Genomic DNA, 23,516 nt, shown 5'->3' on the forward strand with positions numbered 1-23,516 from the left:
CCTATCTCCCCTGCTCGTCGGCCTTGGCCTGTACATTCTGGAAGAACACGATGGGGATCACCAGAATGAGGAGCAGGATGGTGGCCACGGCCGAGGATACCGGCCAGTCGCGGTTGGAATTGAACTCGTTCCACAGCGTCTTGCCGATCATCAGCGTCTGCGATCCGCCGAGCAGATCGGGGATGACGAACTCGCCGACGGCGGGAATGAAGACCAGCATGCAGCCGGCGACGACACCCGGCAGCGACAGCGGGAAAGTGACGCGCCAGAACGCCGATATGGGCGGGCAGCCGAGATCCTGCGCCGCCTCGATCAGCGTGCCGTCCATCTTCTCCAGCGAGGAATAGAGCGGCAGCACCATGAAGGGCAGATAGGAATAGACGATGCCGATATAGACCGCGATGTTGGTATTGAGGATGATCAGCGGACTGTCGATGATGTTCAGCGAGATCAGCAGCTGGTTCAGCAGCCCTTCCGGTTTCAGGATGGCGATCCAGGCGTAGACGCGGATCAGGAAGCTAGTCCAGAACGGCAGGATGACCAGCATCAGCAGCGTCGGCCGGATGCTGCGCGGCGCATTCGCCATGCCGTAGGCGATCGGATAGGCGATCAGCAGCGTCAGCAGCGTCGAGATCCCGGCGATGGTGACGCTGGAGACATAGGCGTTGAAATAGAGCGGGTCGTCGATCAGGTAGCTGTAATTATCGAAGGAGAAGCTGGCGATCTTGTCCCATACGTCCGCCCAGCTGTCGGAGAATGAGAAGGCCGGATCATAGGGTGGCATGGCGATCGCCGTCGTCGACAGCGAAATGCGGAAAACGATGAAGAACGGCGCCAGAAAGAACAGCAGCAGCCAGACGTACGGAATGATGATGACGAGGCGGTTGTAGACCGATGATCCGAGCTTGCCCATGGCATCAATCCTTCAACAGAACGCCGGCGTCCTCGGCGAAGGTGACCCAGACTTCCTGATCGTAGACGAAGGGATCATCGACAGCGCGCTGTGCGTTCAGCGACGACGCCTTGACGACCTTGCCGCTTTTCAGCTTCACATGGAAGACGGTCATGTCGCCGAGATAGCCGATGTCCCAGAGCTCGCCCGAGGCGGCGTTGATGCGGGGATTGGCCGGCGGCGTGCGGCTGACCCTCAGCTTTTCGGGGCGGATGGCGAACCCGGCGGTGCTGTCGACGACCAGGGGCTCGGCGCCCGACAGCCTGATGGTCAGGTCCTCGTCGACCGATATCTCGACGCCGTTGGCATCGGAGGTCGTGACCTTGCCGTCGAAAATGTTCACGTCGCCGATGAAATCGGCCACGAAGCGGCAGTTGGGCGCCTCGTAGATCTCGGCCGGCGTCGCCACCTGGACGACCTTGCCGTGGCTCATGACCGCGATACGGTCGGCCATGGTCATCGCCTCCTCCTGGTCGTGGGTGACGACGACGAAGGTGAGGCCGAGGTTCTGCTGCAGGTCCATCAGCTCGAACTGGGTTTCCTCGCGCAGCTTCTTGTCGAGCGCGCCAAGCGGTTCGTCGAGGAGAAGCACCTTCGGGCGCTTGGCCAGCGAGCGGGCGAGCGCCACGCGCTGGCGCTGGCCGCCGGAAAGCTGGTTCGGCTTGCGGGAGGCGAATTTCTCCAGCTTCACCATCTTCAGCATCTGCAGCACGCGCTCGCCGATCTCGTCCTTGGCCATGCCATCCTGGCGCAGGCCGAAGGCGATGTTCTTTTCGACCGTCATGTGCGGGAAGAGCGCGTAGGACTGGAACATCATGTTGACGGGCCGCTTGTAGGGCGGGGTTCCGGCGAGATCCGTGCCGTCGAGGATGATCTCGCCCGATGTCGGCTGCTCGAAACCGGCCAGCATGCGCAGCAGCGTGGACTTGCCGCAGCCGGAAGCGCCGAGCAGCGCGAAGAACTCACGGTGGTAGATATTAAGCGACAGGTCGTCGACGGCGGTGAAATCACCGAAGCGCTTGGTGACGTTCTTGACCGAGATGAACGGCTTGGCGGCCGGATCGGCCCAAGGCGCAAAGGAACGGCGAATATTGCCGAGTGACTTCATGATTTTTCCCCGAAAACTGACCTGATCCGATGCGCCACGAAAAGAAATGCCCGAACCTGATGGTTCGGGCAGATCAGTGCATTACTGACCGGTGACGACTGTCGTCCACAGTCGCGTCACGGCACGCTGCGCTTTCGCATCGAGCGGCGGGACGGTGAAGAGCTTCGCCATGACCTCGGGCGTCGGATAGATCGCCGTGTCGTCGATCACTGCCTTGTCCAGGAGCGGCTGCGAGGCCTTGTTGCCGTTGGCGTAGAAGACGTAGTTCGATGCCTTGGCGGCAACCTCGGGCTTCATCATGTAGTTGATGAAAGCGTGCGCTTCCTCGACATGCTGCGCATCCTTCGGGATACCGAAGACGTCGAAGAAGATCTGCGCGCCCTGGTTCGGCACCGAGTAATCGACCTTGACGCCGGCATTGGCTTCGGTGGCGCGGTCGCGGGCCTGGAAGACGTCGCCGGAGAAGCCGAGAGCGATGCAGATGTCGCCATTGGCAAGCGCGCTGATGTATTCCGACGAGTGGAACTTGCGCACGTAGGGGCGAACGGACAGCAGCACTTCCTGCGCCTTCTTCAGGTCTTCGGTCTTCGTGCTGTTCGGATCGAGGCCGAGATAGGCGAGCACGGAGGGGATGACGTCGGTCGGAGAGTCCAGCATGTAGATGCCGCAGTCCTTGAGCTTGGCGGCCTTGGCGGGATCGAAGAGCGCATCCCAGTTGGGCTTCTCATCGGTGCCGAGCGCGGCCTTAACCTTGTCGACATTGTAGCCGATACCCGTGGTGCCCCACATGTAATCGACGCTGTACTCATTGCCCGGATCGAAGGAAGCGACGCCCTTCATCACCACGTCCCACATGTTGACGAGGTTCGGCAGCTTCGACTTGTCGAGCTTCTGATAGACACCGGCGGCGATCTGGCGCTGCATGAAGGAGACGGTCGGCACCACGACGTCGTAGCCCGTGCCGCCGGCCAGAAGCTTGGCTTCCAGCGTCTCGTTGCTGTCGAAGGTGTCGTAGACCACCTTGATGCCGGTTTCCTTGGTGAAATCCTCGAGGATGGAACTGTCGATGTAATCGGACCAGTTGTAGACGTTGACGACGCGATCATCGGCAACGGACGGCGTGACCGAAAGCCCCGCCACGAGAGCTGTGGCCGCGAGCTTAACGAGAATTGACCTCATGCTATCTCCTGCTTTTTTGTTTGGGCATCGTTTTCCGCGGCTGCCCTCCCTCTGGTTTTGGTTGCAGACTAGAAAGGATTTCCGAAGCCGACAAGCGCAAAATCCTGCACTCTCAATGATTTCGCCCTGACGAGACACAGTAGCTAGACGTCGAAGCTGCTGAGGCCCGAGACCATCTCATCGAGCCCCAGCGGCCTCGTGACGGGCGGCTCGGCGCGCGAGAGACAGCCGCGCCTTTCGCAAAGACGACAGCCGGAGCCCGCCGTGATCGCCTTTTGCGTGGAGACCGCCTGACCGTAGACCGTTCCCTCACCGGCCGAGGCATCACAACCGACGAGAAGCGCGGTGCGGCGGACGCGCTCCCCGAACGGGGCGTTCGGTCCCTCCAGCGTTCGCGATATGGTGAGATAGCGGGTACCGTCCGGCATCTCGACCGTCTCGGCCAGGATCTGCCCGGGCTGGAGGAGCGCGACATGAACGTTGAGCTTCGGACAGTCGCCGCCGAAGCGCCGATGCGGGAAACCATGCGCTCCCGCCCGCCGCAGCCGATGGCCGGCACCGTCGATTTCCATGGTGAAGAAGGAGACCGCCGAGGCGCCAGGGCGCTGCAGCATCGTCAACCGGGTTGCGGCCTGCGCGAAGGAGACGTTGAAGCGGACGCGCAGGATATCGATATCGTAGGAAGCCGCCTGGGCAGCGGCGAGGAAGGGCGCGTAGGGCATGGTCAGCGCCAGTGCCGCATAGCGCGCGAGCTCGAAGCGGGCGATGCGCCTCGCCTCCTCGGTGGACAGCATCAGGCCTTCGAGCTCGCTCAGGATCGCCTCGCGTAGCGCCAGCGTCGCGACTTCGATGGCGATCTCCTGCGCCTGATCGGCCGGCGACAGGCGCTCGGAAATGAACAGCCGCATGGAGTGACGATCGAAACGGCGGCGCAGATCCGGCATGACGTGGATGGGCAGAACGCGAACGCCGATGCCACGCTCGGCGCGCAGCCACTCCTTGAACGTCGAGATGATATCGCGGGGATCGGCGAGCGCATGCAGGAACGCCTCGGCCGCCGTCTCGATGCGCGGGAAATAGGCCGAGCGGCGTTCCAGCACATCGCGCACCTCATCGGCCGGCAGCCGCGCGCCCGACAGCGGCACCTGCCCCTCCCCTGCACTCAGAAGCGTGAGATCGGAGAGACGCGCCGCCTGCTCCTTGTAGGCGCGGTAGAGCTTGATGACGCCACTTGCCGCATTGGGTGCTGCTTCCGCGACCTCGACCAGTTCCTGATCGCCCGGCAACTCGCCGGATAACAGCGGATCGGCGAAGACTTCCTTCAACTGACCAAGGCTGCCGCCGCTTTCGGCGCGCAGCTCCTCCAGATCGACCTTGTAGACCGCCGCGAGCTTCAGGAGCAGCTGCACCGTCAGCGGGCGCTGGTTGCGCTCGATCAGGTTGAGATAGGACGGCGAGATCTCCAGCTCCGCGGCCATCGCCGCCTGCGTGACGCCGAGGCCGTTTCGGATACGGCGGACCCTGGGACCGGCAAACATCTTGCGCTCAGCCATGTGACAAACCCTTACAGAATATCCGGGTCGCAGAATTTACAAAACTTGACAAATTTACTGCCGAAACTTGTCACGTTCTTTGCATGACGACCTCTATTTCATCGCACTTCTCCAGATAACTCTGGCCATTTCCTGCTGGCTTGTAAATCCTGTCAATCAGCCAGACCGGCCATGATGTTATGCAGGGAGGAAGACATGACAGATTTTGACAAGCTCCACCGGAATATTCCCGCCAACCGCTTCGCCGGCATCGAACGTCCTTATTCGGCCGATGATGTGAGACGGCTGCGCGGATCGGTCGAGCTTCGTTACTCGCTGGCCGAAATGGGCGCCAACCGCCTCTGGCAGCTGCTGCACCAGGACGACTTCGTGAACGCGCTCGGCGCGCTTTCCGGCAACCAGGCCATGCAGATGGTCCGCGCCGGGCTGAAGGCGATCTATCTCTCGGGGTGGCAGGTCGCGGCCGATGCCAACACGGCGTCGGCGATGTATCCCGATCAATCGCTCTACCCCGCCAATGCCGGGCCGGAGCTTGCAAAGCGGATCAACAAAACGCTGCAGCGCGCCGACCAGATCGAGACCTCGGAAGACAAGGGGCTCTCGGTCGAGACATGGTTCGCGCCTATTGTCGCCGATGCGGAAGCCGGGTTCGGCGGGCCGCTGAACGCCTTCGAGATCATGAAGGCCTATATCGAGGCCGGTGCCGCGGGGTCCATTTCGAGGACCAGCTGGCGTCGGAAAAGAAGTGCGGCCATCTCGGCGGCAAGGTTCTGATCCCGACCGCCGCCCATATCCGCAATCTCGACGCCGCACGCCTTGCCGCCGACGTCATGGGGGTGCCGACGCTCGTCATCGCCCGCACCGACGCGGAAGCCGCCAAGCTGTTGACCTCCGATATCGACGAGCGCGACAAGCCCTTCGTCGACTACGAGGCCGGTCGCACGGTCGAGGGCTTCCATCAGGTGCGCAACGGGCTGGAGCCCTGCATCGCGCGTGCCGTCGCCTACGCACCGCATTGCGATCTGATCTGGTGCGAGACCTCGAAGCCGGATCTGGAGCAGGCAAGGCGGTTCGCCGAGGGCGTGCACAAGGTGCATCCGGGCAAATTGCTCGCCTACAACTGCTCGCCGTCGTTCAACTGGAAAAAGAACCTCGACGACGCGACGATCGCCAGGTTTCAGCGCGAGCTTGGAGCCATGGGCTACAAGTTCCAGTTCATCACGCTGGCAGGCTTCCACCAGCTGAACTTCGGCATGTATGAGCTCGCTCGTGGCTACAGGGACCGGCAGATGGCCGCCTATTCGGAGCTGCAGCAGGCGGAATTCGCGGCCGAAGTAAACGGCTACACGGCGACCAAGCACCAGCGCGAAGTCGGCACCGGCTATTTCGACGCCGTGTCGATGGCAATATCAGGCGGCCGGTCCTCGACCACCGCGATGCGGGAATCCACCGAACACGCACAGTTCAAGCCAGCAGCCGAGTAACGTCAACCGAAGGAGGAGAAGACCATGCCTACGCTTGCACGCGTCAAGGAACGCGCAGAGGAACAATCCACCAGCATGACGCCGGATCAGCAAGGCATGATCCGCATGCTCGCCAACGACCTGCATCGGCTGAACCAGTCGGTCATGAAGGCGGTCGATGCCGGCGTTTCGGTCGAGATCGTCCGATCGGCCCGCCATCACGGCGGCGATGGCAACTGGGGGGATCTGTTGATCCCGGTCATCGTCGCGGGCCGGAGCTGAGCCCTCAAATCCGATCCTGCAACACGGCGCCACAGCTACTCCGAACGAAAAAGGGCCGCACGACGGGCGACCCTTCGATGATGAAACCTGACGGCAAGGCGATCAGGCGGCGTCGCGCATGCGGACCTGGCCCGGGGCCGACGACGCATCGATGCGGAACTGCTGGATCAGCGACATGAGCGCGTCGGCTTCGCTTGCCAGCTGGCGGCTCTGGCCGGTCGTATCTTCAACCATCGCCGCGTTCTTCTGCGTCATCTGATCCATCGCGTTGACGGAGCTGTTGACTTCCTGCAGGGCCGCCGACTGGTCGGCGCTGGCGGTGGCGATGGTTTCGACGTGCTTGCTGATCGCGATGATCTCGCTGCTGATCGAGGCGAGAACCGCCCCTGTCTTCTGGACGAGACCGGAGCCAGCCGCAACTTCCCTGGTCGAGGTCTCGATCAGGCTCTTGATCTCACGCGCGGCATCGGCCGAGCGCTGAGCGAGTTCGCGAACTTCCATGGCGACGACGGCAAAGCCCTTGCCGGCCTCACCGGCACGTGCCGCCTCGATGCCCGCGTTCAACGCCAGCAGGTTGGTCTGGAAGGCGATGTCGTCGATTACCTCGATGATCTGCTCGATCTGCTTGGAGGCTGCTTCGATGCGGTCCATGGCGGCGACGGTATCGCCGACCACGACACTCGAGCTGTCCGCCGTCTTCTTGGTGACGATGACGGCGCTGTTTGCCTCGCGGGCGCGTTCGGCCGACGAGCGGACGGTGACGGTGATTTCCTCGACGGCTGCGGCGGTTTCCTCCAGGCTGGCGGCCTGCGCCTCGGTGCGCTTGGAAAGCTCGTCAGCCGATGAGAGCATGGAGCCGGAATTGCGGTGGATGGTCGCCGCGTTGTCGCGGATGCGCGAGAGCGTATCCTGCAGGCGTTCGAGCGAGGCGTTGAAATCCACCCGCAGCTGCTCGAGCCGGCCGACGAACGGGGTGCTGATCATTTCCGAGACGTCGCCACGCGACAGGCGGCCGAGGCCGGCAGCGAGTTCACTGACGGCAAACTGGATCTGATCGTCGAGCGTGCGCTTTTCGGCGTCGTTGCGGCTGCGTTCCTCGTCGCTCAGGGCGCGCTGCTCGGCCGCCTGCGTTTCCAGCGTGAGCCGGGCGCGAGCGCCATCCTGGAACAGGGCCAGCGCCTTGCCGATCGCGCCGAACTCGTTCTCCTTGTCGGTGCAGGGAATCTTCGTGTCGAGATTGCCCGAGGAGATCGTGTTGATGGCGCCTGTCAGGGTCTCGAGCGGGCGGATCGTGGCGCGGATCGCGACATAGGCGATGATGCCGACGATCAGGAGGACGGCGAGACCAACGCCGACCACCAGGGTCAGGAGCTGCTGCAGGCTGCTGTAGTAGACCTCCATCGGGATGCCGATGAAGAGGACGCCGACCGTGGAGCCCGCGCTGCTCTTGACCGGGAAATAGCCGGTCATGAACTTCTGGCCGAAGAGATCGGCCTGGCCGTAATAGGCTTCACCCTTGGCAAGAGCCGCCTGCGCCGGATGATCGGCAGCAAGCTTGGTGCCAACGGCGCGCTCGCCGTTTTCCTTCTTCACGTTCGTCGAGATGCGTACATAGTCGCCGCCCTGGCGTTCGAACACCGTGGCGTAGCCGGCGACGGAGGCGGCGGTGCGATCGACAAGGGCGTGGTCGCCGAGCGACGATGGCAGCTTCTCTTCGCTGACGGCGACGAGCTTGTTGTCGCGAACATCGACCTTCGCCGCCGGATCGCCGGCCGCGTAGAGTACCGCCATGGCGCGGCTGGCGTCCTTGGCGTCGGTGACCGCGCTGGTCATGACATACGCGCTAAGATTGTAGTATGTCACAGAAACAATCGAAACCGTGCTGAAGACAAGAAGAGCAATCGTAATCGCGACGATTTGCCGGACAATAGAAGCTGAGAAGAAATGAAGCATAGAAAGACCCCTGACGTATAATCCGGGCCGAAATTAATCGGAAAGTTTTAAGATAAATTGCAGCGAAACTGACGAATATCATGTTTCAAGCAGCAAGAATGCACGGGTAATTTCCTGCACCGCACACTGAACGACATGCAAATGGCCCCGTTTCCGGAGCCATCGCATGTTTTCGAATATGCCGGTCGCGATCAGGCGGCGCGGTAGACCCGCTCCTGGCTGCCGCTATCGATCTTGAACTGCCTGACGAGCTGGAGCAGGGCGTCGGCCTCGTTGGCAAGCTCACGGCTGGCGGCCGTGGTCTCCTCGACCATCGCGGCGTTCTGCTGCGTCATCTGGTCCATCTGGTTGACGGTCGTGTTGACCTCCTGCAGCGCGCCGGACTGATCGTGGCTGGCGCGGGCGATGACTTCGACATGCTCGCTGATGGCGACGATCTGGGTGCTGATCTTCGCCAGGACCGTGCCGGTCTGCTGCACGAACTGCGAACCGGAGTTCACCTCGTTGGTCGACTTGTTGATCAGCCCCTTGATCTCCTGGGCGGCGGCGGCGGAGCGCTGCGCCAGTTCGCGGACTTCCATGGCGACCACGGCGAAGCCCTTGCCGGCTTCACCGGCGCGCGCGGCCTCGATGCCGGCATTCAACGCCAGAAGGTTGGTCTGGAAGGCGATCTCGTCGATGACGCCGATGATCTGCTCGATCTGGTGCGAGGCTTCCTCGATGCGGCCCATCGCGTCGATCGCGTTGCTGACGACGGTGGCGGAGTCATCGGCGCTGCGCTTGGCCTGGCGCACGACCTGATCGGCCTCCTTCGCACGCTCGGCGGACGAGCGCACCGTGACGGTGATCTGATCGACGGCGGCGGCAGTCTCTTCCAACGAGGCGGCCTGGTTTTCGGTACGCTTGGCGAGATCCTCGGCCGACTGGGCCATCTGGTTGCCGTTGCCCTGGATCATCTCGACGTTGTCGCGGATCTGGCTCATGGTTGCCTGAAGGCGCATCATCGAGCCGTTGAAATCCTGGCGAAGCCGTTCGAGACGGCCGATGAAGGGCGTGTCGATCGTGGTCGAGATGTCGCCCTGCGACATGCGCTCGAGACCAGATGCAAGCGCGTTGACGGCGAATTCGATCTGGCGGTCCATCTCGCGCTTTTCGGCGTCGTTGCGCTGGCGCTCGTGCTCGGATGCGGCGCGTTCCTCGTCGCTCTGCTCCTCGATACGGATCTTGGAGATGGCGTTTTCCTTGAAGATGCCGAGCGCGCGGGCCATGTCGCCGATTTCGTCATGACGCTGCTCGCCGCTGATGCTGGTGTCGAGCGCGCCATCGGCGATGCGGCGCATGGCCGACGTGATCTGGCCGATCGGCCGCTGCAGGGTCAGCACCAGCGCGATGCCGCCGACGACGGACAGCAGGATGCCAAGACCGGTGGTGAGAACGGAGATGCCGTTGGCCTGGGTGCGTTCGGCGCCGGCGGTCTGCTTCTGCAGTTCGGCGAAGGCGGTGAGTTCGCCCCAGACGGCGTTCAGCTGCTGGCGGGCGGAGGCATAGTCGGCGACGCGCTGGTCGATGGTGGCGACGAGGCTCTCGGCATCCTTGGCCATGGAGGCAAGCGCCGGCGACATCGCCGCGACGATGTCCTCGGCGAAATTCATGCCCTTGGCGCTGGCGAGCAACGTGTTGAGGTTGGTGCCGAGCGTGGCGATTTCCTGCTGCAGGCGAACGCGGTTGTCCTTGTCGGGCTTGGCGGCGAATTCGCCGAGCACCAGCTGCAGCGAATAGATCGCGCTTTCGAGGCGTCGCGTATCTTCCAGCACGGAGTTGGTCTGGGCGATGCGGCTGTCGAGTTCGACGAAGGTGGTGGTGGCGGCACGCATCATCTGCGTCGCCGTCAGCTGGGTGTAGGTCGACATCTGGCGGAAGCGCGAGACCAGACGTCCGAGATTGGCGATTGCCTCATCGGTGCCGGCGTCGGCGGCGGTCGCCTGCGCCTTCACGTCGCTGATCGTCTGCGACAGCGACTGCGTCATGCTCTTCTGGTTCTGCGGAACGGAAATCTCGATCAGACGCTGGGCTTTCAGGATGCCGGGGAGCGCGTCGGTGACGACCTTGAGCTTGTCGGCCGGCAGCTGCGCCTTGCCGAAATCGGCCATCACGGCGGCCAGAGCGTCGCCGCCCTTCAGGAGCCGATCGGCGGCGCGCAGCGTCGCGGTGGCGTTGCCTTCGTCGTTGCGGATATTTTCCTGCAGCTGCTGGGCGTCGTAATTGACGTTGAAGCGGCTGGAGATCATCACCTTCTGGGCTTCGTCGATGGACTTGCGCAGGGCGACTTCCTGTTCGTGCAGGGTCCAGAGCTTGCCGACGGTGTCGGAGATACCGGAGGTGCCATCGGTCGCGGCCTGCAAATTGGCGCGGCCGGCATTGTCGCCGATCTGCTTCAGCGTGGCGTTCAGCGTCGCATGCTGGGTGGCGACATCGGCGTAGAGCTTGTCGCGCGCTTCCTCATTGGTCACACGTAGAAAGTCGTCCATGGAACCGAAGAGATCCTTGAAGCCGCTCAGCGACTGAAGGACGCTGTTGGAGATCTCCATTCGGCCCTGAAGCAGGCCGGACGCGTAAAGGCCGGTGAAGCCAACTGCGGAAATACTTAAAACAAACGGCAAGACGAAGATAAGGACCTTGGTCTTGATCCTGAAACGGGAAAGAATCCTGTCAATAAACATGGGGGTTCCGGCCTTCCATACACCACTCCTCCCACCGGCGGCGACATCGCGCGTCGGCTGAGTGCATCGAACATTTTGGAACAATGGGGAATCGCGAGCGCATGCTCGGACGGCAATCATTGCCTGTCACGCTCCGCAAGTGCGAAGCGCCCATAAGTCATACTTTAGAGCTTTGCAGAAGATGCGTTAATTTTTATATAAGCTTAAATGGCTGGATATTGCCGCAAGCCATAACGTTCGCGCGCGTTTGAAGATGCAAGCGCATCGGCGCACGGCAAGGTCTCGTCCTATTGCGAGGAGGGCCTTAGAGCATCCGCGGCAGGAGCAGCGCCATGACGGCGGCGGCGGCGCTGGCGGCCAGCACGACGTAGCGGATTGCGACAAGCCGTGTATCCGGCTGGGCCTTGGCAATTGCGATGGCGCGGGCGCGTCGTGTGTTCTTGTTCATCTGCAGAACCTCACTTCTTCTTCTATGACACAACAATCCAACAAAAGACTGTGCTCGTAAAGCCTTATTTAGGAAGCAATCCGGGCACGTCATCGAGACAGGATGGCGCACCCTGCTTAAGAACTCTTGAATCCTGCAACTGGTTTCACCTCTACGAAGAATAGGCGTCAGAGGCTGTCGCCGGCCGCAACGCCCGATGCCCAGGCCCACTGGAAATTGTAGCCGCCGAGCCAGCCGGTCACGTCGACGCATTCGCCGATGAAATGGAGGCCGGGTACGGACTTGGCCTGCATGCTGCGGGAATCGAGCGCCGCGGTATCGACGCCACCGAGTGTAACTTCGGCCGTGCGATAGCCCTCGGAGCCCGAAGGCTTGATCGTCCAGTTCTGCGCGGCATCGACCAGCCGCGCCAGCACCTTGTCGGACATGTCGGCCATGTTGCCGGTGACGCCGGCGCGCTCGGTCAGATATTGCGCCAGGCGCTTGGGTAGAACATCGCCGAGCGCGGTCTGCGCCGACTGGCGACCGTTCGCCTGCTTTGCCGCCTTCAGGTGCGCGAGGAGATCGACGTCCGGTTCGATATCGACGGTGATCTCGTCGCCCTCGCGCCAGTAGGAGGAGATCTGCAGGATGGCCGGGCCGCTCAGGCCGCGATGGGTGAAGAGCAGCGCCTCGCGAAACGCCGTCTTGCCATGCCTGAGTTCGGCGGGGGCCGCGATGCCCGACAGCGGAGCGACGCTTTCGAGCAGTTGCGGGTCGAGCGTCAGCGGCACGAGGCCGGGACGGGTTTCGATCATGGGCAGGCCGAACTGTTCGGCGATGCGATAGGCGAAACCGGTCGCGCCCATTTTCGGGATCGACTTGCCGCCGGTGGCGATCACCAGCGACGTTGCGAGATACTCGCCCTCGGAGGTCGACACGCGAAAGCCGTCTTCGGTCTTTTCGACAGCGACGATCTCGGTGCGCAGCTCGAGCCTCGCGCCAGCCGCAAGCATCTCGTCGAGCAGCATGCGGATGATGTCCTTGGCGCTGTCATCGCAAAACAGCTGCCCCAACGTCTTTTCGTGCCAGGCGATCCTGTGGCGATCGACCATGGCGACGAAGTCCGATGGCGTGAAGCGGGCGAGCGCCGACTTCATGAAATGCGGATTGGCCGACAGGAAATTCTTCGGAGAGGCGTGAATATTGGTGAAGTTGCAGCGACCGCCGCCGGAAATGCGGATCTTGTCGCCGGGCGCCTTGGCGTGATCGAGCACGACCACCGAGCGGCCGCGCTGGCCGGCGCGGATGGCGCACATCATGCCGGCGGCGCCCGCGCCTATGACGATTACATCGCTTCTTCGCTGCACGGCCGTTTCCTTCGTCGAAAGGCGCCTTCTTTTTCCATCAATAGGCGAAAGTCAACGTGCGTCCCCCCTCGCCAATTGCCAAACTCCGGTTATTATGGCTGCAAGATCAACGTAAACCGGTGTGTCATGTCCCCAAAAAAGACGACGCTGAAACCTGCCAAGAACGTTCCCGCCTCGAAGAAATCTCCCCCGGACCCTGGATATCTTCGCGGCGTGGCCTCCTGGAAGGAAGCAGCGCAGTTCTTGCGGGCACGCGGGATCGAAGACATCGAATGCATCACGCCCGATCTCGCCGGCGTGCCGCGCGGCAAGATGATGCCGAGCTCGAAATTCACCTCCAACACATCGCTGGCGCTGCCGTCCGCGATCTACCGGCACACGATTTCGGGCGAATATCCCGAGGAGACAGAAAGCTTCCGCTACGAACCGCGCGACAGCGATCTCAAGCTGGTGCCCGACCTTTCGACGCTGTCCGTCGTGCCGTGGGAGACGGACCCGACCGCGCAGGTGATCTGCGACGTCGTCAGCGCCGATGGCCAGGAAGTGCCCTATACGCCGCGCAACGTGCTGAAGCAGGTGCTGAAGCTCTATCACGACCGCGGCTGGAAGCCGGTGGTGGCGCCTGAGATCGAGTTCTATCTCGTTGCCAAGAACGACGACCCCGACTATCCGCTGCATCCGCCGAAAGGCCGTTCGGGCCGCGCCATTCTGGGCGGTCAGGGGTATTCGATCGCCGGGATCAACGAGTTCGACGAACTGATCGACGACATCTACCACTTCTCCGAAAAGCAGGGGCTGGAGATCGACACGCTGATCCACGAGGAAGGCCCGGCGCAGCTCGAGATCAACCTGCGCCACGGCAATCCGATCGAGCTTGCCGACCAGGTCTTCATGTTCAAGCGCACGATCCGCGAGGCGGCGATGAAGCACGGCATCTACGCCACCTTCATGGCCAAGCCGATGCAGGGCCAGGCCGGATCGGCGATGCACATCCACCAGTCCGTCATCCACGAGGACACGGGCAAGAACGTATTCTCCAACCCCGACGGCTCGCCCTCCAGGGAGTTCTTCCACTTCATCGGCGGGATGCAGAAATACGTGCCGAGCGCGCTCTGCATGCTCGCCCCATACGTCAACTCCTACCGCCGCCTGACGCCCGACATGTCGTGCCCTGTCAACAACGCATGGGGCTACGACAACCGCACGACGGCGTTCCGGGTTCCTGTCTCGGATCCGCAGGCGCGGCGCGTCGAGAACCGGCTGCCGAGTTCCGACGCCAACCCCTATCTGGCGCTGGCGGCTTCACTTGCCTGCGGTCTGCTCGGGATCATGAAGGAGATCGAGCCGACAGCGCCGACCGAGGATTCGGCCAACGAAGGCTCGATCGACCTGCCGCGCGGACTGCTGGAAGCCGTAGCCCTGATGGAGGACGAGCCGGCCTTCGAGGAGGTGTTCGGCCGCGAGTTCATCGGGCTCTATGCCGGGGTCAAGCGCGGCGAGTTCGAGACCTTCATGCAGGTGATCAGCCCGTGGGAACGCGAATTCCTCCTGCTCAACGTGTGAGGATCGCGTCATGACATCCGAGCAGAAATGGCAGAGCCCGATCGCGCCCGGCATTTCGTGGTATCAAGCCACAGTGGGCGAGCGGCCCACCTATCCTGAACTTGACGGATCGAAGACATGCGACGTCGCCATTATCGGCGGCGGCTATACCGGGCTGCAGGCGGCCTATCATCTCGCCAAGGCGGGCGTGTCGGTGGTGCTCATCGAGGCCTGCCGGTTCGGCGATGGCGCGTCGGGCCGCAACGGCGGGCAGCTCGGCACCGGCCAGCGCTCGTGGCCGGAGGAACTGGAAGAAGAGATCGGCTTCGAGCGCTCGAAGGCGCTGTTCGATCTTGCCGAGGACGCCAAGAAGCATCTGCTTGATTTTGCGACCGAGCACCAGATCGATATCGATTTCATGCCGGGCCAGATGAACGTGGCGCACAAGGCGAGCTACGAGAAGGACTTTCGCGCAAATGCGGAGATCGCCGCCAGCCGCTACGGCTACCCGCACGCCACCTTCATGGACAGAGCGGAAACGCAGGAGCGGCTGGGGTCGACGCGCTATTTCTGCGGTGTGCGCGACACCGGCACAGGCCACATCCACCCGTTGAAGCTCCTGGTCGGGCTGGCGCGGGCGGCGGCGGCTTCCGGCGCTGAAGTCTTCGAAATGACCAAGGCGACGGCGATCCGCCAGGGTGGCGGCAAAGTGACGATCGACACGCCGCGAGGGCGGATCACCGCCGACAAGGCGCTGATCGCCTGCAACGGCTATATCGAAAATCTCGAGCCGATCACCGCAAGCCATGTCATGCCGATCCGCTCCTTCATCGGCGCGACCGTGCCGCTTGGCGAGACATCCTCGGTCATTCCGGGCGGCGAGGCCGTCGCCGATCCGCGTTTCGTCGTGCGCTACTTCAGAAAATCCAAGGACGGGCGGCTGCTGTTTGGAGGGCGTGAGGCCTATACGGCCGACAATCCGCGCGATATTTCCGAGCATATCCGCCGCCAGATCGCCGAGATCTATCCCGAACTCGGCAATGTCGAGATCACCCATGCCTGGGGAGGATCGGTCGCGATCACCATGCCGAGGCAGCCTTTCGTGCGCGAGGTTATGCCCGGCGTCACCTCGATCGGCGGCTATTCAGGCCACGGCGTGATGCTTGCCAACTATTGCGGACGGCTCTACGCCGAGACCGTGATCGGGAAATCCGGCGATCTCGAGCTCTTCAAGGCACTTAAAATCCCGGCCTTCCCCGGTGGTCGGGCGATGCGCGCTCCCCTGCTCTTCCTGGCACTTTCCTGGTTTGCCCTGCGCGACAAGTTTTAGTCAGATTGCGGATTTCCTCACGCGGCTTTTCGATCTAAAACCAGTGCCGGACAAATTCGTTGCAGCGCACACTGGCTTTTTTAAATCGATTAGATTAAAGAGGCCATGAACCAGTCTGATTGAGAGATAGCCTCATGAGCAGCCAAATCATTCCCGTTGAACCTTTCGATTACGTCGTCTTTGGCGGCAGTGGCGACCTTGCCGAGCGCAAGTTGCTGCCGGCCCTCTATCATCGTCAGATCGAAGGCCAGTTCTCCGAGCCGACCCGCATCATCGGCGCTTCCAGAAGCGCGCTGACCCACGAAGAATACCGCAAGTTCGCGCAGGACGCGCTCAAGGAGCACCTGAAGAAGGGCGAGTACAACGAGGCCGAAGTCGCCAAGTTCTGCGAGCGCCTGTACTACGTGCCCGTCGATGCCCGCTCCGACGCCGGCTGGGACCAGCTGAAGAAGCTGCTCGACGAGGGCAAGGACCGCGTGCGCGCCTTCTACCTGGCCGTCGCACCCGGCATCTTCGGCGACATCTCGCAGAAGATCCACGACCACAAGCTGATCACCAAGTCGACCCGCATCGTCGTCGAGAAGCCGATCGGTCGCGACCTCGCTTCCGCGCTGCAGCTCAACGACACGATCGGCAAGGTCTTCAAGGAAGAGCAGATTTTCCGCATCGACCACTATCTCGGCAAGGAGACGGTGCAGAACCTGATGGCGCTGCGCTTCGCCAACGCCCTCTATGAGCCGCTGTGGAACGCCAACCATATCGACCATGTGCAGATCACGGTTGCCGAATCCGTCGGCCTCGAAGGCCGTGCGGGCTACTACGACACCGCCGGCGCGCTGCGCGACATGGTGCAGAACCACATCATGCAGCTGGTCTGCCTAGTCGCCATGGAAGTCCCGTCCTCGATGGATTCCGAAGCGGTTCGCGACGAGAAGCTGAAGGTGCTACGCGCACTGAAGCCGATCGACGCGTCGAATGTCGAGCAGACCACCGTGCGCGGCCAGTATCGTGCCGGCGCTTCGGCGGGCGGCCCGGTCAAGGGTTACCTCGAAGAGCTCGAAGGCGGCGTCTCCAACACCGAGACCTTCGTCGCCATCAAGGCCGAGATCAACAACTGGCGCTGGGCTGGCGTTCCCTTCTACATCCGCACCGGCAAGCGTCTTGCCGGCCGCATGTCGGAAATCGTCATCACCTTCAAGTCGATCCCGCACTCGGTCTTCGACCAGTCGGCCGGCCGCATCAACCAGAACCAGCTGATCATCCGCCTGCAGCCCGACGAAGGCGTCAAGCAGTCGCTGATGATCAAGGATCCTGGTCCGGGCGGCATGCGCCTGCGCGAGGTTTCGCTCGACATGAGCTTCGCCGATTCCTTCCAGGTTCGTAACCCCGACGCCTACGAGCGCCTGCTGATGGACGTCATCCGTTCGAACCAGACGCTGTTCATGCGCCGCGACGAAGTGGAAGCGGCGTGGCAGTGGGTCGACCCGATCCTCAAGGGTTGGGAATCCACCGGCCAGAAGGTTCAGGGCTACACGGCCGGCACATGGGGCCCGAGCCAGTCGATCGCGCTCATCGAGCGTGACGGCCGCACCTGGCACGACAACCTCTAAGGATCGAGAGAGATGGCAGCGACCATGCACAATTTTGCCAACGCCGCCGAACTGGCGCGCAACCTTGCCGACAAGGTCGCTGCATCGCTTTCGACGGCCATCGCCAAGAAGGGAACGGCCGAGATCGCCGTTTCCGGCGGCTCGACGCCGAAGGCGTTCTTCCAGGAACTGTCGACGCGCGATCTCGAGTGGACGAAGGTGACGATCACGCTCGTCGACGAGCGTTTCGTGCCCGCCGACAATCCACGCTCGAACCATCTGCTCGTCATCGGCAACCTGTTGCAGAACAAGGCGAAGGCGGCAAAGTTCCAGCCGCTCTACCAGCCGGCGGCAACGGTCGAGGAAGCCGCAAGGCTTTCGACTGTGGCCACGGCTTCGATCGGCAATCCGTTCGACGTCGTCATTTTAGGCATGGGCGGCGACGGCCACACGGCCTCGTTCTTCCCTGGTGGCAGCAATCTTGCTGTCGCGCTCGACCCGAAAACGCCACGCGGCATCATTACCATGGACGCGGAAGGCGCGGGCGAACCACGCCTGACCTTCACCTTCTCCAGCCTGCAGGATGCGGGGCTGCTTGTTCTTCATATCGAAGGCGACGGCAAGAAGGACGTTCTGGCCAAGGCCGAGGGTGCCGGCGACGAAGCGGAGATGCCGATCCGGGCAATCCTGCGCCGCGCCGCGACGCCGGTCGACATATACTGGGCTCCATAAGCCGACAGGCCCTCGTGGCCGATACGGCCTGAAGCCGCGAACAGACAATCGAATACCAGCAAACGACAAGGATTTCCCATGTCCGCTCATTCGCGCGTTGCCGCCATCACAAACCGTATCGTCGAACGGTCGAAACCGTCACGAGAGCTCTATCTCGAGCGATTGCGAAACGCGGTGGGCAAGAGCGTCGTTCGCTCCTCGCTCGGCTGCGCGAACCTGGCACACGGCTTCGCGGTCTGTTCCGCCGCCGAGAAGGAAGCACTGGCTGGCGACCATGTTTCCAATCTCGGCATCATCACCTCCTATAACGACATGCTCTCGGCGCACCAGCCGTTCGAGACCTATCCCGCGATCATTCGCGAGGCTGCCGCCGAGGCCGGCGGTATCGCGCAGGTGGCGGGCGCGGTTCCGGCCATGTGCGATGGCGTGACACAGGGCCAGCCGGGCATGGAGCTCTCGCTCTTCTCGCGCGACCTGATCGCCATGGCTGCGGGTGTCGGCCTGTCGCACAACATGTTCGACGCAGCGCTCTATCTCGGCGTCTGCGACAAGATCGTGCCGGGCCTGACAATCGCCGCGCTGACCTTCGGGCATCTGCCGTCGATCTTCGTTCCGGCCGGGCCGATGACATCGGGCCTGCCGAACGACGAGAAGTCGCGCGTGCGCCAGCTTTACGCCGAGGGCAAGGTCGGCCGCGCCGAACTGCTGGAGGCCGAATCCAAGTCCTACCACGGACCGGGCACCTGCACCTTCTACGGCACGGCGAACTCCAACCAGATGCTGATGGAGATCATGGGCTTCCACATGCCCGGCTCGTCCTTCATCAATCCGGGCACGCCGCTCCGCGAAGCGTTCACGCGCGAAGCCACCAAGCGGGCGCTCGCGATCACCGCGCAGGGCAACGAGTTCACGCCCGCGGGCGAGATGATCGACGAGCGCTCGATCGTCAACGGCGTCGTCGGCCTGCATGCCACCGGCGGCTCGACCAACCACACGCTGCACCTCGTCGCCATGGCGCGCGCCGCCGGCATCGAGCTCACATGGCAGGATATCGCCGAGCTCTCCGAGGTGGTGCCGCTGCTCGCCCGCGTCTATCCGAACGGCCTTGCCGACGTGAACCATTTCCACGCGGCCGGCGGCATGGGCTTCCTGATCAAGGAACTGTTGAAGCACGGCCTGGTGCACGATGACGTGCGCACCGTGTTCGGTCACGGACTGCAGGCCTACACGATCGATCCGCGCCTTGGCGAGGATGGCGGCATCGTGCGCGAGCCCTCCCCTGAAAAGAGTGTCGATCCGAAGGTGCTCGCGAACATCGAAACGCCGTTCCAGGCGAATGGCGGCCTGAAGATGCTGCGCGGCAATCTCGGAAAGGGCGTGATCAAGATCTCGGCCGTGAAGCCCGACCGCCACGTCATCGAGGCGCCGGCGATCGTCTTCCACAGCCAGCAGGAGCTTCAGGAGGCCTTCAAGGAAGGCAAGCTCAACCGCGACTTCATCGCCGTCGTCCGCTTCCAGGGACCGAAGGCCAACGGGATGCCGGAGCTGCACAAGCTGACGCCGCCGCTCGGCGTGCTGCAGGACCGCGGCTTCCGCGTGGCGCTTCTGACCGACGGGCGCATGTCCGGCGCATCGGGCAAGGTTCCGGCGGCGATCCATGTGACGCCGGAGGCCGTCGATGGCGGACCGATCGCGCGCATCATGGACGGCGACATCATCCGTCTCGACGCGATCGCCGGAACGCTCGAAGTGCTTGTGGACGCGGCCACGCTCGCCGACCGCAAGCCTGCCGACGCCGATCTCTCGGACAACGAATTCGGCATGGGCCGCGAGCTTTTCGCCCCCTTCCGCCGCGCCGTCGGCGCATCCGACAAGGGCGCCAGCGTGCTCTTCCACTGAGCAGCGCCGCGATCTGCCGCTGAAAACGACAAGGCCCGCGAGACGATCTCGCGGGCCTTGTCGTTCATATCTGCAAGCAGCGATCAGCCGCGAATGTCGAGCACGCGGTCGCGATGGGCCGGATGGGTGCTGTAGACGAAGATCTTGTTCAGTTCCTTGTCGGTCAACATGCGCAGGAAGCGGACTTCCACGGTGTTGTTGGCGTTGACGCGGGTCAGCATGCAGCCGATCTTGCTGATGCGGGCATCGGGAAGATCGAGATAGAACTGACGCGGGAGATTGAACTGCGTGAGGATCGCCAGGACGGCGCTGCTCTTGGAAATGCGGATGATGTCGCAACGGCGCGAGGCCATGTTCATGACGCCCTTCTCGGTATACTCGAGACGCGCCGCGTTCATCGTGTCCTCCATCTTGAACCGCACTTCGCGGTCGTACATGAAGGATTCTTCCTTGTTTAGAAAATGTCCCGATGACTGGGGGCTCGGTGTCGCCACTGTAGTAATCCTCAAAATGCGCAATCAGGAAAGACTACCAAGCGATCTTTAACAGAAGGTTCGAACAGCATAGCGCCGGGCCGCATTATTCACACGGCCCGGGAGCGATTTACAACTTACTTGCGATAGGTGCGACCTTCCGCATCGAAGAGGTGCAGTTTCGAGCGATCGGCGGAGAAATGCATCTTCTGGCCGCGCTTCACATCGTAGATGCCAGGCAGCTTGACGATGATCGGCTCGTTCTGGACCAGACCCTCGATGTAGAGCAGCGTCACCTCGCCGAGCGCCTCGACGATCGATACTTCGCCCTCGAAGAGATATTCGTCGGCCGGCGCGGCGATGCGCAGGTCTTCGGGGCGAACGCCGAAGCTGGCGGTCTTACCTTTCTCGGACGCAGCCGTGGGAATGTCGAGCGTGACGGACTTGCCGCCGGTCAGCGTGACCGTGGTCGTGTTGCCGGCTTCGGCGATCGTGGCCGGGATGACGTTCATGGCGGGCGAGCCGATGAACTTGGCGACGAAGAGATTGGCCGGACGCTCGTAAAGCTCGAGCGGCGCGCCGACCTGTTCGATATTGCCGGCGGACAGCACGACGATGCGATCGGCCAGCGTCATCGCCTCGACCTGGTCGTGGGTGACGTAGATCATCGTCGTGTCGGCCATCTGCTCGTTGAGGCGGGCGATCTCGATGCGGGTGGCAACGCGCAGCGCCGCGTCGAGGTTCGACAGCGGCTCGTCGAAGAGGAAGACCTTCGGGTTGCGGCAAATGGCGCGGCCGATGGCGACGCGCTGGCGCTGGCCGCCGGACAGTGCCTTTGGCAGGCGGTCCAGATACTTGGTGAGCTGCAGGCTTTCGGCGGCCGCGCGCACGCGACGATCGATTTCCTGCTTGTTCTCGCCGGCGATCTTCATGCCGAAGGCCATGTTGTCGTAGACGGTCATATGCGGATAGAGCGCGTAGGACTGGAACACCATGGCGATGCCGCGCTTGGAAGGCGGGACGTCGTTGACCAGCTGCCCGTCGATATACATGTCGCCGCCGGTGATGTTCTCCAGACCGGCGATCATGCGCAGCAGCGTGGACTTGCCGCAGCCCGACGGACCGACGAAGACAACGAATTCGCCCTCCTTGATCTCAAGATCGATGCCATGAAGCACGTCCACGGCACCGTAGGATTTGCGAATGTCCTTGAGTGTCAGTCCAGTCATCGAGTTCTCCTCCTCCAGAAGTCTCTAGGCGAGACGAGCGAAATACGCGCCCCAGGCGGGTATATCGATCTTGTCGCCATAGTTATTGCTGACGAAACCATGGCCCGTCAACGCCTGCCAGTTGCCTTCAGGTAGAGCGGCCAAGGCTTCGGTCGCGCTCATGTTGAAGACGCAGAGCAGCTTTTCGTTGCCGTATTCGCGCTCGAAAATCAGCATGTCGCCCTGCGGCTCCATGAATTTGATCTCGCCCTTGGCAAAGGCCGGGTGCTGCTTGCGGAAGGCGATGAAGCGGCGATAGTGCTCCAGCACCGAGGTCTCGTCGCCCTGCTGGACGCTGACGGCGCGCAGGATATGTTCGACCGGCACCGGCAGCCATGGCTTGACGGTGGAGAAGCCACCCTGGGCGACCTGGCTGTCCCAGACCATCGGCGTGCGGCAGCCGTCGCGGCCCTTGAACTCCGGCCAGAACTGGATGCCGTAAGGGTCCTGCAGGTCCTCGTAGGCGAGATCGGCTTCCGTCAGACCGAGCTCCTCGCCCTGGTAGAGGCAGACGGAGCCGCGCATGGTCATCAGCATCGCCGCATATTGCTTGGCGAAGGCGTCGCGATCGGCAACGAGCGAGCCCCAACGGGTCACATGGCGCACGACATCGTGATTGGAGAGCGCCCAGCAGGCCCAGCCATCGGGGGCGGCGGCGGCGAAATCGTTCATCACGTCTTCGATGCGCTCCGGCGACAGCGGGTCCGGCGACAGGAACTCGAAGGCGTAACACATGTGCATCTTGTCGTCGCCGGACGTATATTCGCCGACGATCTCGAGACCGCGCTGGCTATCGCCGACTTCGCCGACCGCGGCGATGTCCTGGAACTCCTCGAGCACCGCGCGGAAGCGCTTCAGGAAGGCGATATTCTCCGGGCGGTTCTTGTCGTAGATGTGTTCCTGGAAATTGTAGGGATTGACCGCCGGCGCCGTCGAGGCGTTACGCCGCTCCGGCGCCAGGGCCGGATTGTCGCGCAGTTCCTTGTCGTGGAAATAGAAATTGATCGTGTCGAGGCGGAAGCCGTCGACGCCGCGCTTCAGCCAGAAGCGGACGACATCCAGCAGGCGATCCTGGACCTGAGGATTATGCAGGTTGAGATCCGGCTGCGAGGTCAGGAAGTTGTGCATGTAATATTGCATGCGGGTCGGGTCCCACGCCCAAGCGGAACCGCCGAAGATCGACAGCCAGTTGTTGGGCGGGGTGCCATCCGGCTTCGAGTCGCTCCAGACATACCAGTCGGCCTTGGCGTTGGTGCGGCTGGACCGGCTCTCGACGAACCAGGGATGCTGATCGGAAGAGTGCGAGATGACGAGATCGATCATCACGCGGATGCCGAGGCGGTGTGCCTCGGCGATCAGGGAATCGAAATCAACCAGCGTGCCGAAGATCGAGTCGACGTTCTCGTAGTCGGAGACGTCGTAGCCGAAGTCGCGCATCGGCGAGGTAAAGAAGGGCGAGATCCATATGGCGTCGGCGCCAAGGGCGGCCACATGCGGCAATCTCGCGGTGATGCCCTTGAGATCGCCGATGCCGTCGCCGTTGCTGTCCTGATAGGAGCGCGGATAGATCTGGTAGATCACCGCGCCGCGCCACCAGTCCTTGTCAGCCGTCAGGTTGGATTGAGATGCCATGCTCATATGTGGTCCTGTTGGATATTGTCTTCTGAGTGTCCTGG

The 23,516-nt window shown here is 62.6% G+C and carries 17 protein-coding genes and 1 pseudogene; 7 read left to right on the plus strand and 11 right to left on the minus strand.

The annotated features are described in order from the left end of the window. Window position 1: 1 nt before the first annotated feature. The 4 genes from P3R82_RS22280 to P3R82_RS22295 all read right to left on the minus strand — a co-directional run bounded on the left by P3R82_RS22280 (window position 2) and on the right by P3R82_RS22295 (window position 4,792). The gene (locus P3R82_RS22280) at window positions 2-913 is read right to left on the minus strand and encodes an ABC transporter permease subunit (protein ID WP_283195377.1); all 912 of its coding nucleotides are present in this window, start codon (window positions 911-913) and stop codon (window positions 2-4) included. Window positions 914-917: 4 nt separating this feature from the next. Then, window positions 918-2,060: an ABC transporter ATP-binding protein gene (locus tag P3R82_RS22285; RefSeq protein ID WP_283195378.1), complete on the minus strand. Its 1,143-nt coding sequence runs from the start codon at window positions 2,058-2,060 to the stop codon at window positions 918-920. Between the two features lie 81 nt (window positions 2,061-2,141). After that, window positions 2,142-3,239, minus strand: coding sequence for a polyamine ABC transporter substrate-binding protein (locus tag P3R82_RS22290; protein ID WP_283195379.1), 1,098 nt, complete (start codon window positions 3,237-3,239; stop codon window positions 2,142-2,144). A gap of 143 nt (window positions 3,240-3,382) precedes the next feature. After that, a complete protein-coding gene (locus P3R82_RS22295; protein WP_283195380.1) occupies window positions 3,383-4,792 on the minus strand; it encodes an XRE family transcriptional regulator in 1,410 nt (469 codons plus the stop codon). Window positions 4,793-4,987: 195 nt separating this feature from the next. On the opposite strand from P3R82_RS22295, the pseudogene aceA reads away from it, so the two are divergent. Then, window positions 4,988-6,276: pseudogene (gene aceA / locus P3R82_RS22300) on the plus strand (isocitrate lyase). Between the two features lie 24 nt (window positions 6,277-6,300). Then, entirely contained in the window at window positions 6,301-6,537 is a 237-nt protein-coding gene (locus P3R82_RS22305; protein ID WP_018898479.1) for a hypothetical protein, read from the plus strand. A gap of 102 nt (window positions 6,538-6,639) precedes the next feature. Here the strand turns inward: P3R82_RS22305 and P3R82_RS22310 are convergent, their stop codons facing one another. From P3R82_RS22310 to P3R82_RS22325, 4 genes are all read right to left on the minus strand, one after another. Continuing rightward, entirely contained in the window at window positions 6,640-8,490 is a 1,851-nt protein-coding gene (locus tag P3R82_RS22310) for a methyl-accepting chemotaxis protein (RefSeq protein WP_283195381.1), read from the minus strand. Window positions 8,491-8,681: 191 nt separating this feature from the next. Beyond that, on the minus strand, window positions 8,682-11,210 hold the full coding sequence (locus P3R82_RS22315) for a methyl-accepting chemotaxis protein (protein WP_283195382.1): 2,529 nt from the start codon (window positions 11,208-11,210) through the stop codon (window positions 8,682-8,684). A 304-nt stretch (window positions 11,211-11,514) separates the two neighbouring features. Then, the gene (locus P3R82_RS22320; protein ID WP_183900294.1) at window positions 11,515-11,658 is read right to left on the minus strand and encodes a hypothetical protein; all 144 of its coding nucleotides are present in this window, start codon (window positions 11,656-11,658) and stop codon (window positions 11,515-11,517) included. A gap of 167 nt (window positions 11,659-11,825) precedes the next feature. Continuing rightward, window positions 11,826-12,959, minus strand: a complete 1,134-nt coding sequence (locus P3R82_RS22325; RefSeq protein ID WP_283196404.1) for an NAD(P)/FAD-dependent oxidoreductase — start codon at window positions 12,957-12,959, stop codon at window positions 11,826-11,828. 174 nt (window positions 12,960-13,133) lie between these two features. Here P3R82_RS22325 and P3R82_RS22330 point away from each other — a divergent pair, with 174 nt between their 5' ends. The 5 genes from P3R82_RS22330 (at window position 13,134) to edd (ending at window position 20,099) form a co-directional block, all read left to right on the plus strand. After that, window positions 13,134-14,570 carry a glutamine synthetase family protein gene (locus tag P3R82_RS22330; RefSeq protein ID WP_283195383.1) on the plus strand — a complete coding sequence of 479 codons (1,437 nt, stop codon included), beginning with the start codon at window positions 13,134-13,136 and terminating at the stop codon, window positions 14,568-14,570. A gap of 10 nt (window positions 14,571-14,580) precedes the next feature. Continuing rightward, window positions 14,581-15,879, plus strand: a complete 1,299-nt coding sequence (locus P3R82_RS22335; RefSeq protein ID WP_283195384.1) for an FAD-binding oxidoreductase — start codon at window positions 14,581-14,583, stop codon at window positions 15,877-15,879. A 134-nt stretch (window positions 15,880-16,013) separates the two neighbouring features. Continuing rightward, entirely contained in the window at window positions 16,014-17,489 is a 1,476-nt protein-coding gene (zwf, locus tag P3R82_RS22340; protein ID WP_183900290.1) for a glucose-6-phosphate dehydrogenase, read from the plus strand. Window positions 17,490-17,501: 12 nt separating this feature from the next. Next, on the plus strand, window positions 17,502-18,200 hold the full coding sequence (gene pgl, locus P3R82_RS22345; RefSeq protein ID WP_283195385.1) for a 6-phosphogluconolactonase: 699 nt from the start codon (window positions 17,502-17,504) through the stop codon (window positions 18,198-18,200). A 78-nt stretch (window positions 18,201-18,278) separates the two neighbouring features. Continuing rightward, on the plus strand, window positions 18,279-20,099 hold the full coding sequence (edd, locus tag P3R82_RS22350; RefSeq protein ID WP_283195386.1) for a phosphogluconate dehydratase: 1,821 nt from the start codon (window positions 18,279-18,281) through the stop codon (window positions 20,097-20,099). 83 nt (window positions 20,100-20,182) lie between these two features. Here the strand turns inward: edd and P3R82_RS22355 are convergent, their stop codons facing one another. The 3 genes from P3R82_RS22355 to P3R82_RS22365 form a co-directional block, all read right to left on the minus strand. After that, the gene (locus tag P3R82_RS22355) at window positions 20,183-20,536 is read right to left on the minus strand and encodes a hypothetical protein (protein WP_183900287.1); all 354 of its coding nucleotides are present in this window, start codon (window positions 20,534-20,536) and stop codon (window positions 20,183-20,185) included. 173 nt (window positions 20,537-20,709) lie between these two features. After that, window positions 20,710-21,801 (minus strand): sn-glycerol-3-phosphate ABC transporter ATP-binding protein UgpC, encoded by a 1,092-nt coding sequence (ugpC, locus tag P3R82_RS22360; protein ID WP_283195387.1) that lies wholly within the window; start codon window positions 21,799-21,801, stop codon window positions 20,710-20,712. Between the two features lie 24 nt (window positions 21,802-21,825). Next, complete coding sequence (locus P3R82_RS22365; RefSeq protein WP_283195388.1) at window positions 21,826-23,478, minus strand: alpha-glucosidase; 1,653 nt, start codon at window positions 23,476-23,478, stop codon at window positions 21,826-21,828. Between the last annotated feature and the right edge of the window lie 38 nt (window positions 23,479-23,516).

The organism is Rhizobium sp. AN80A, from assembly GCF_030053015.1.
In the GTDB taxonomy this organism is placed as follows: domain Bacteria; phylum Pseudomonadota; class Alphaproteobacteria; order Rhizobiales; family Rhizobiaceae; genus Rhizobium; species Rhizobium metallidurans.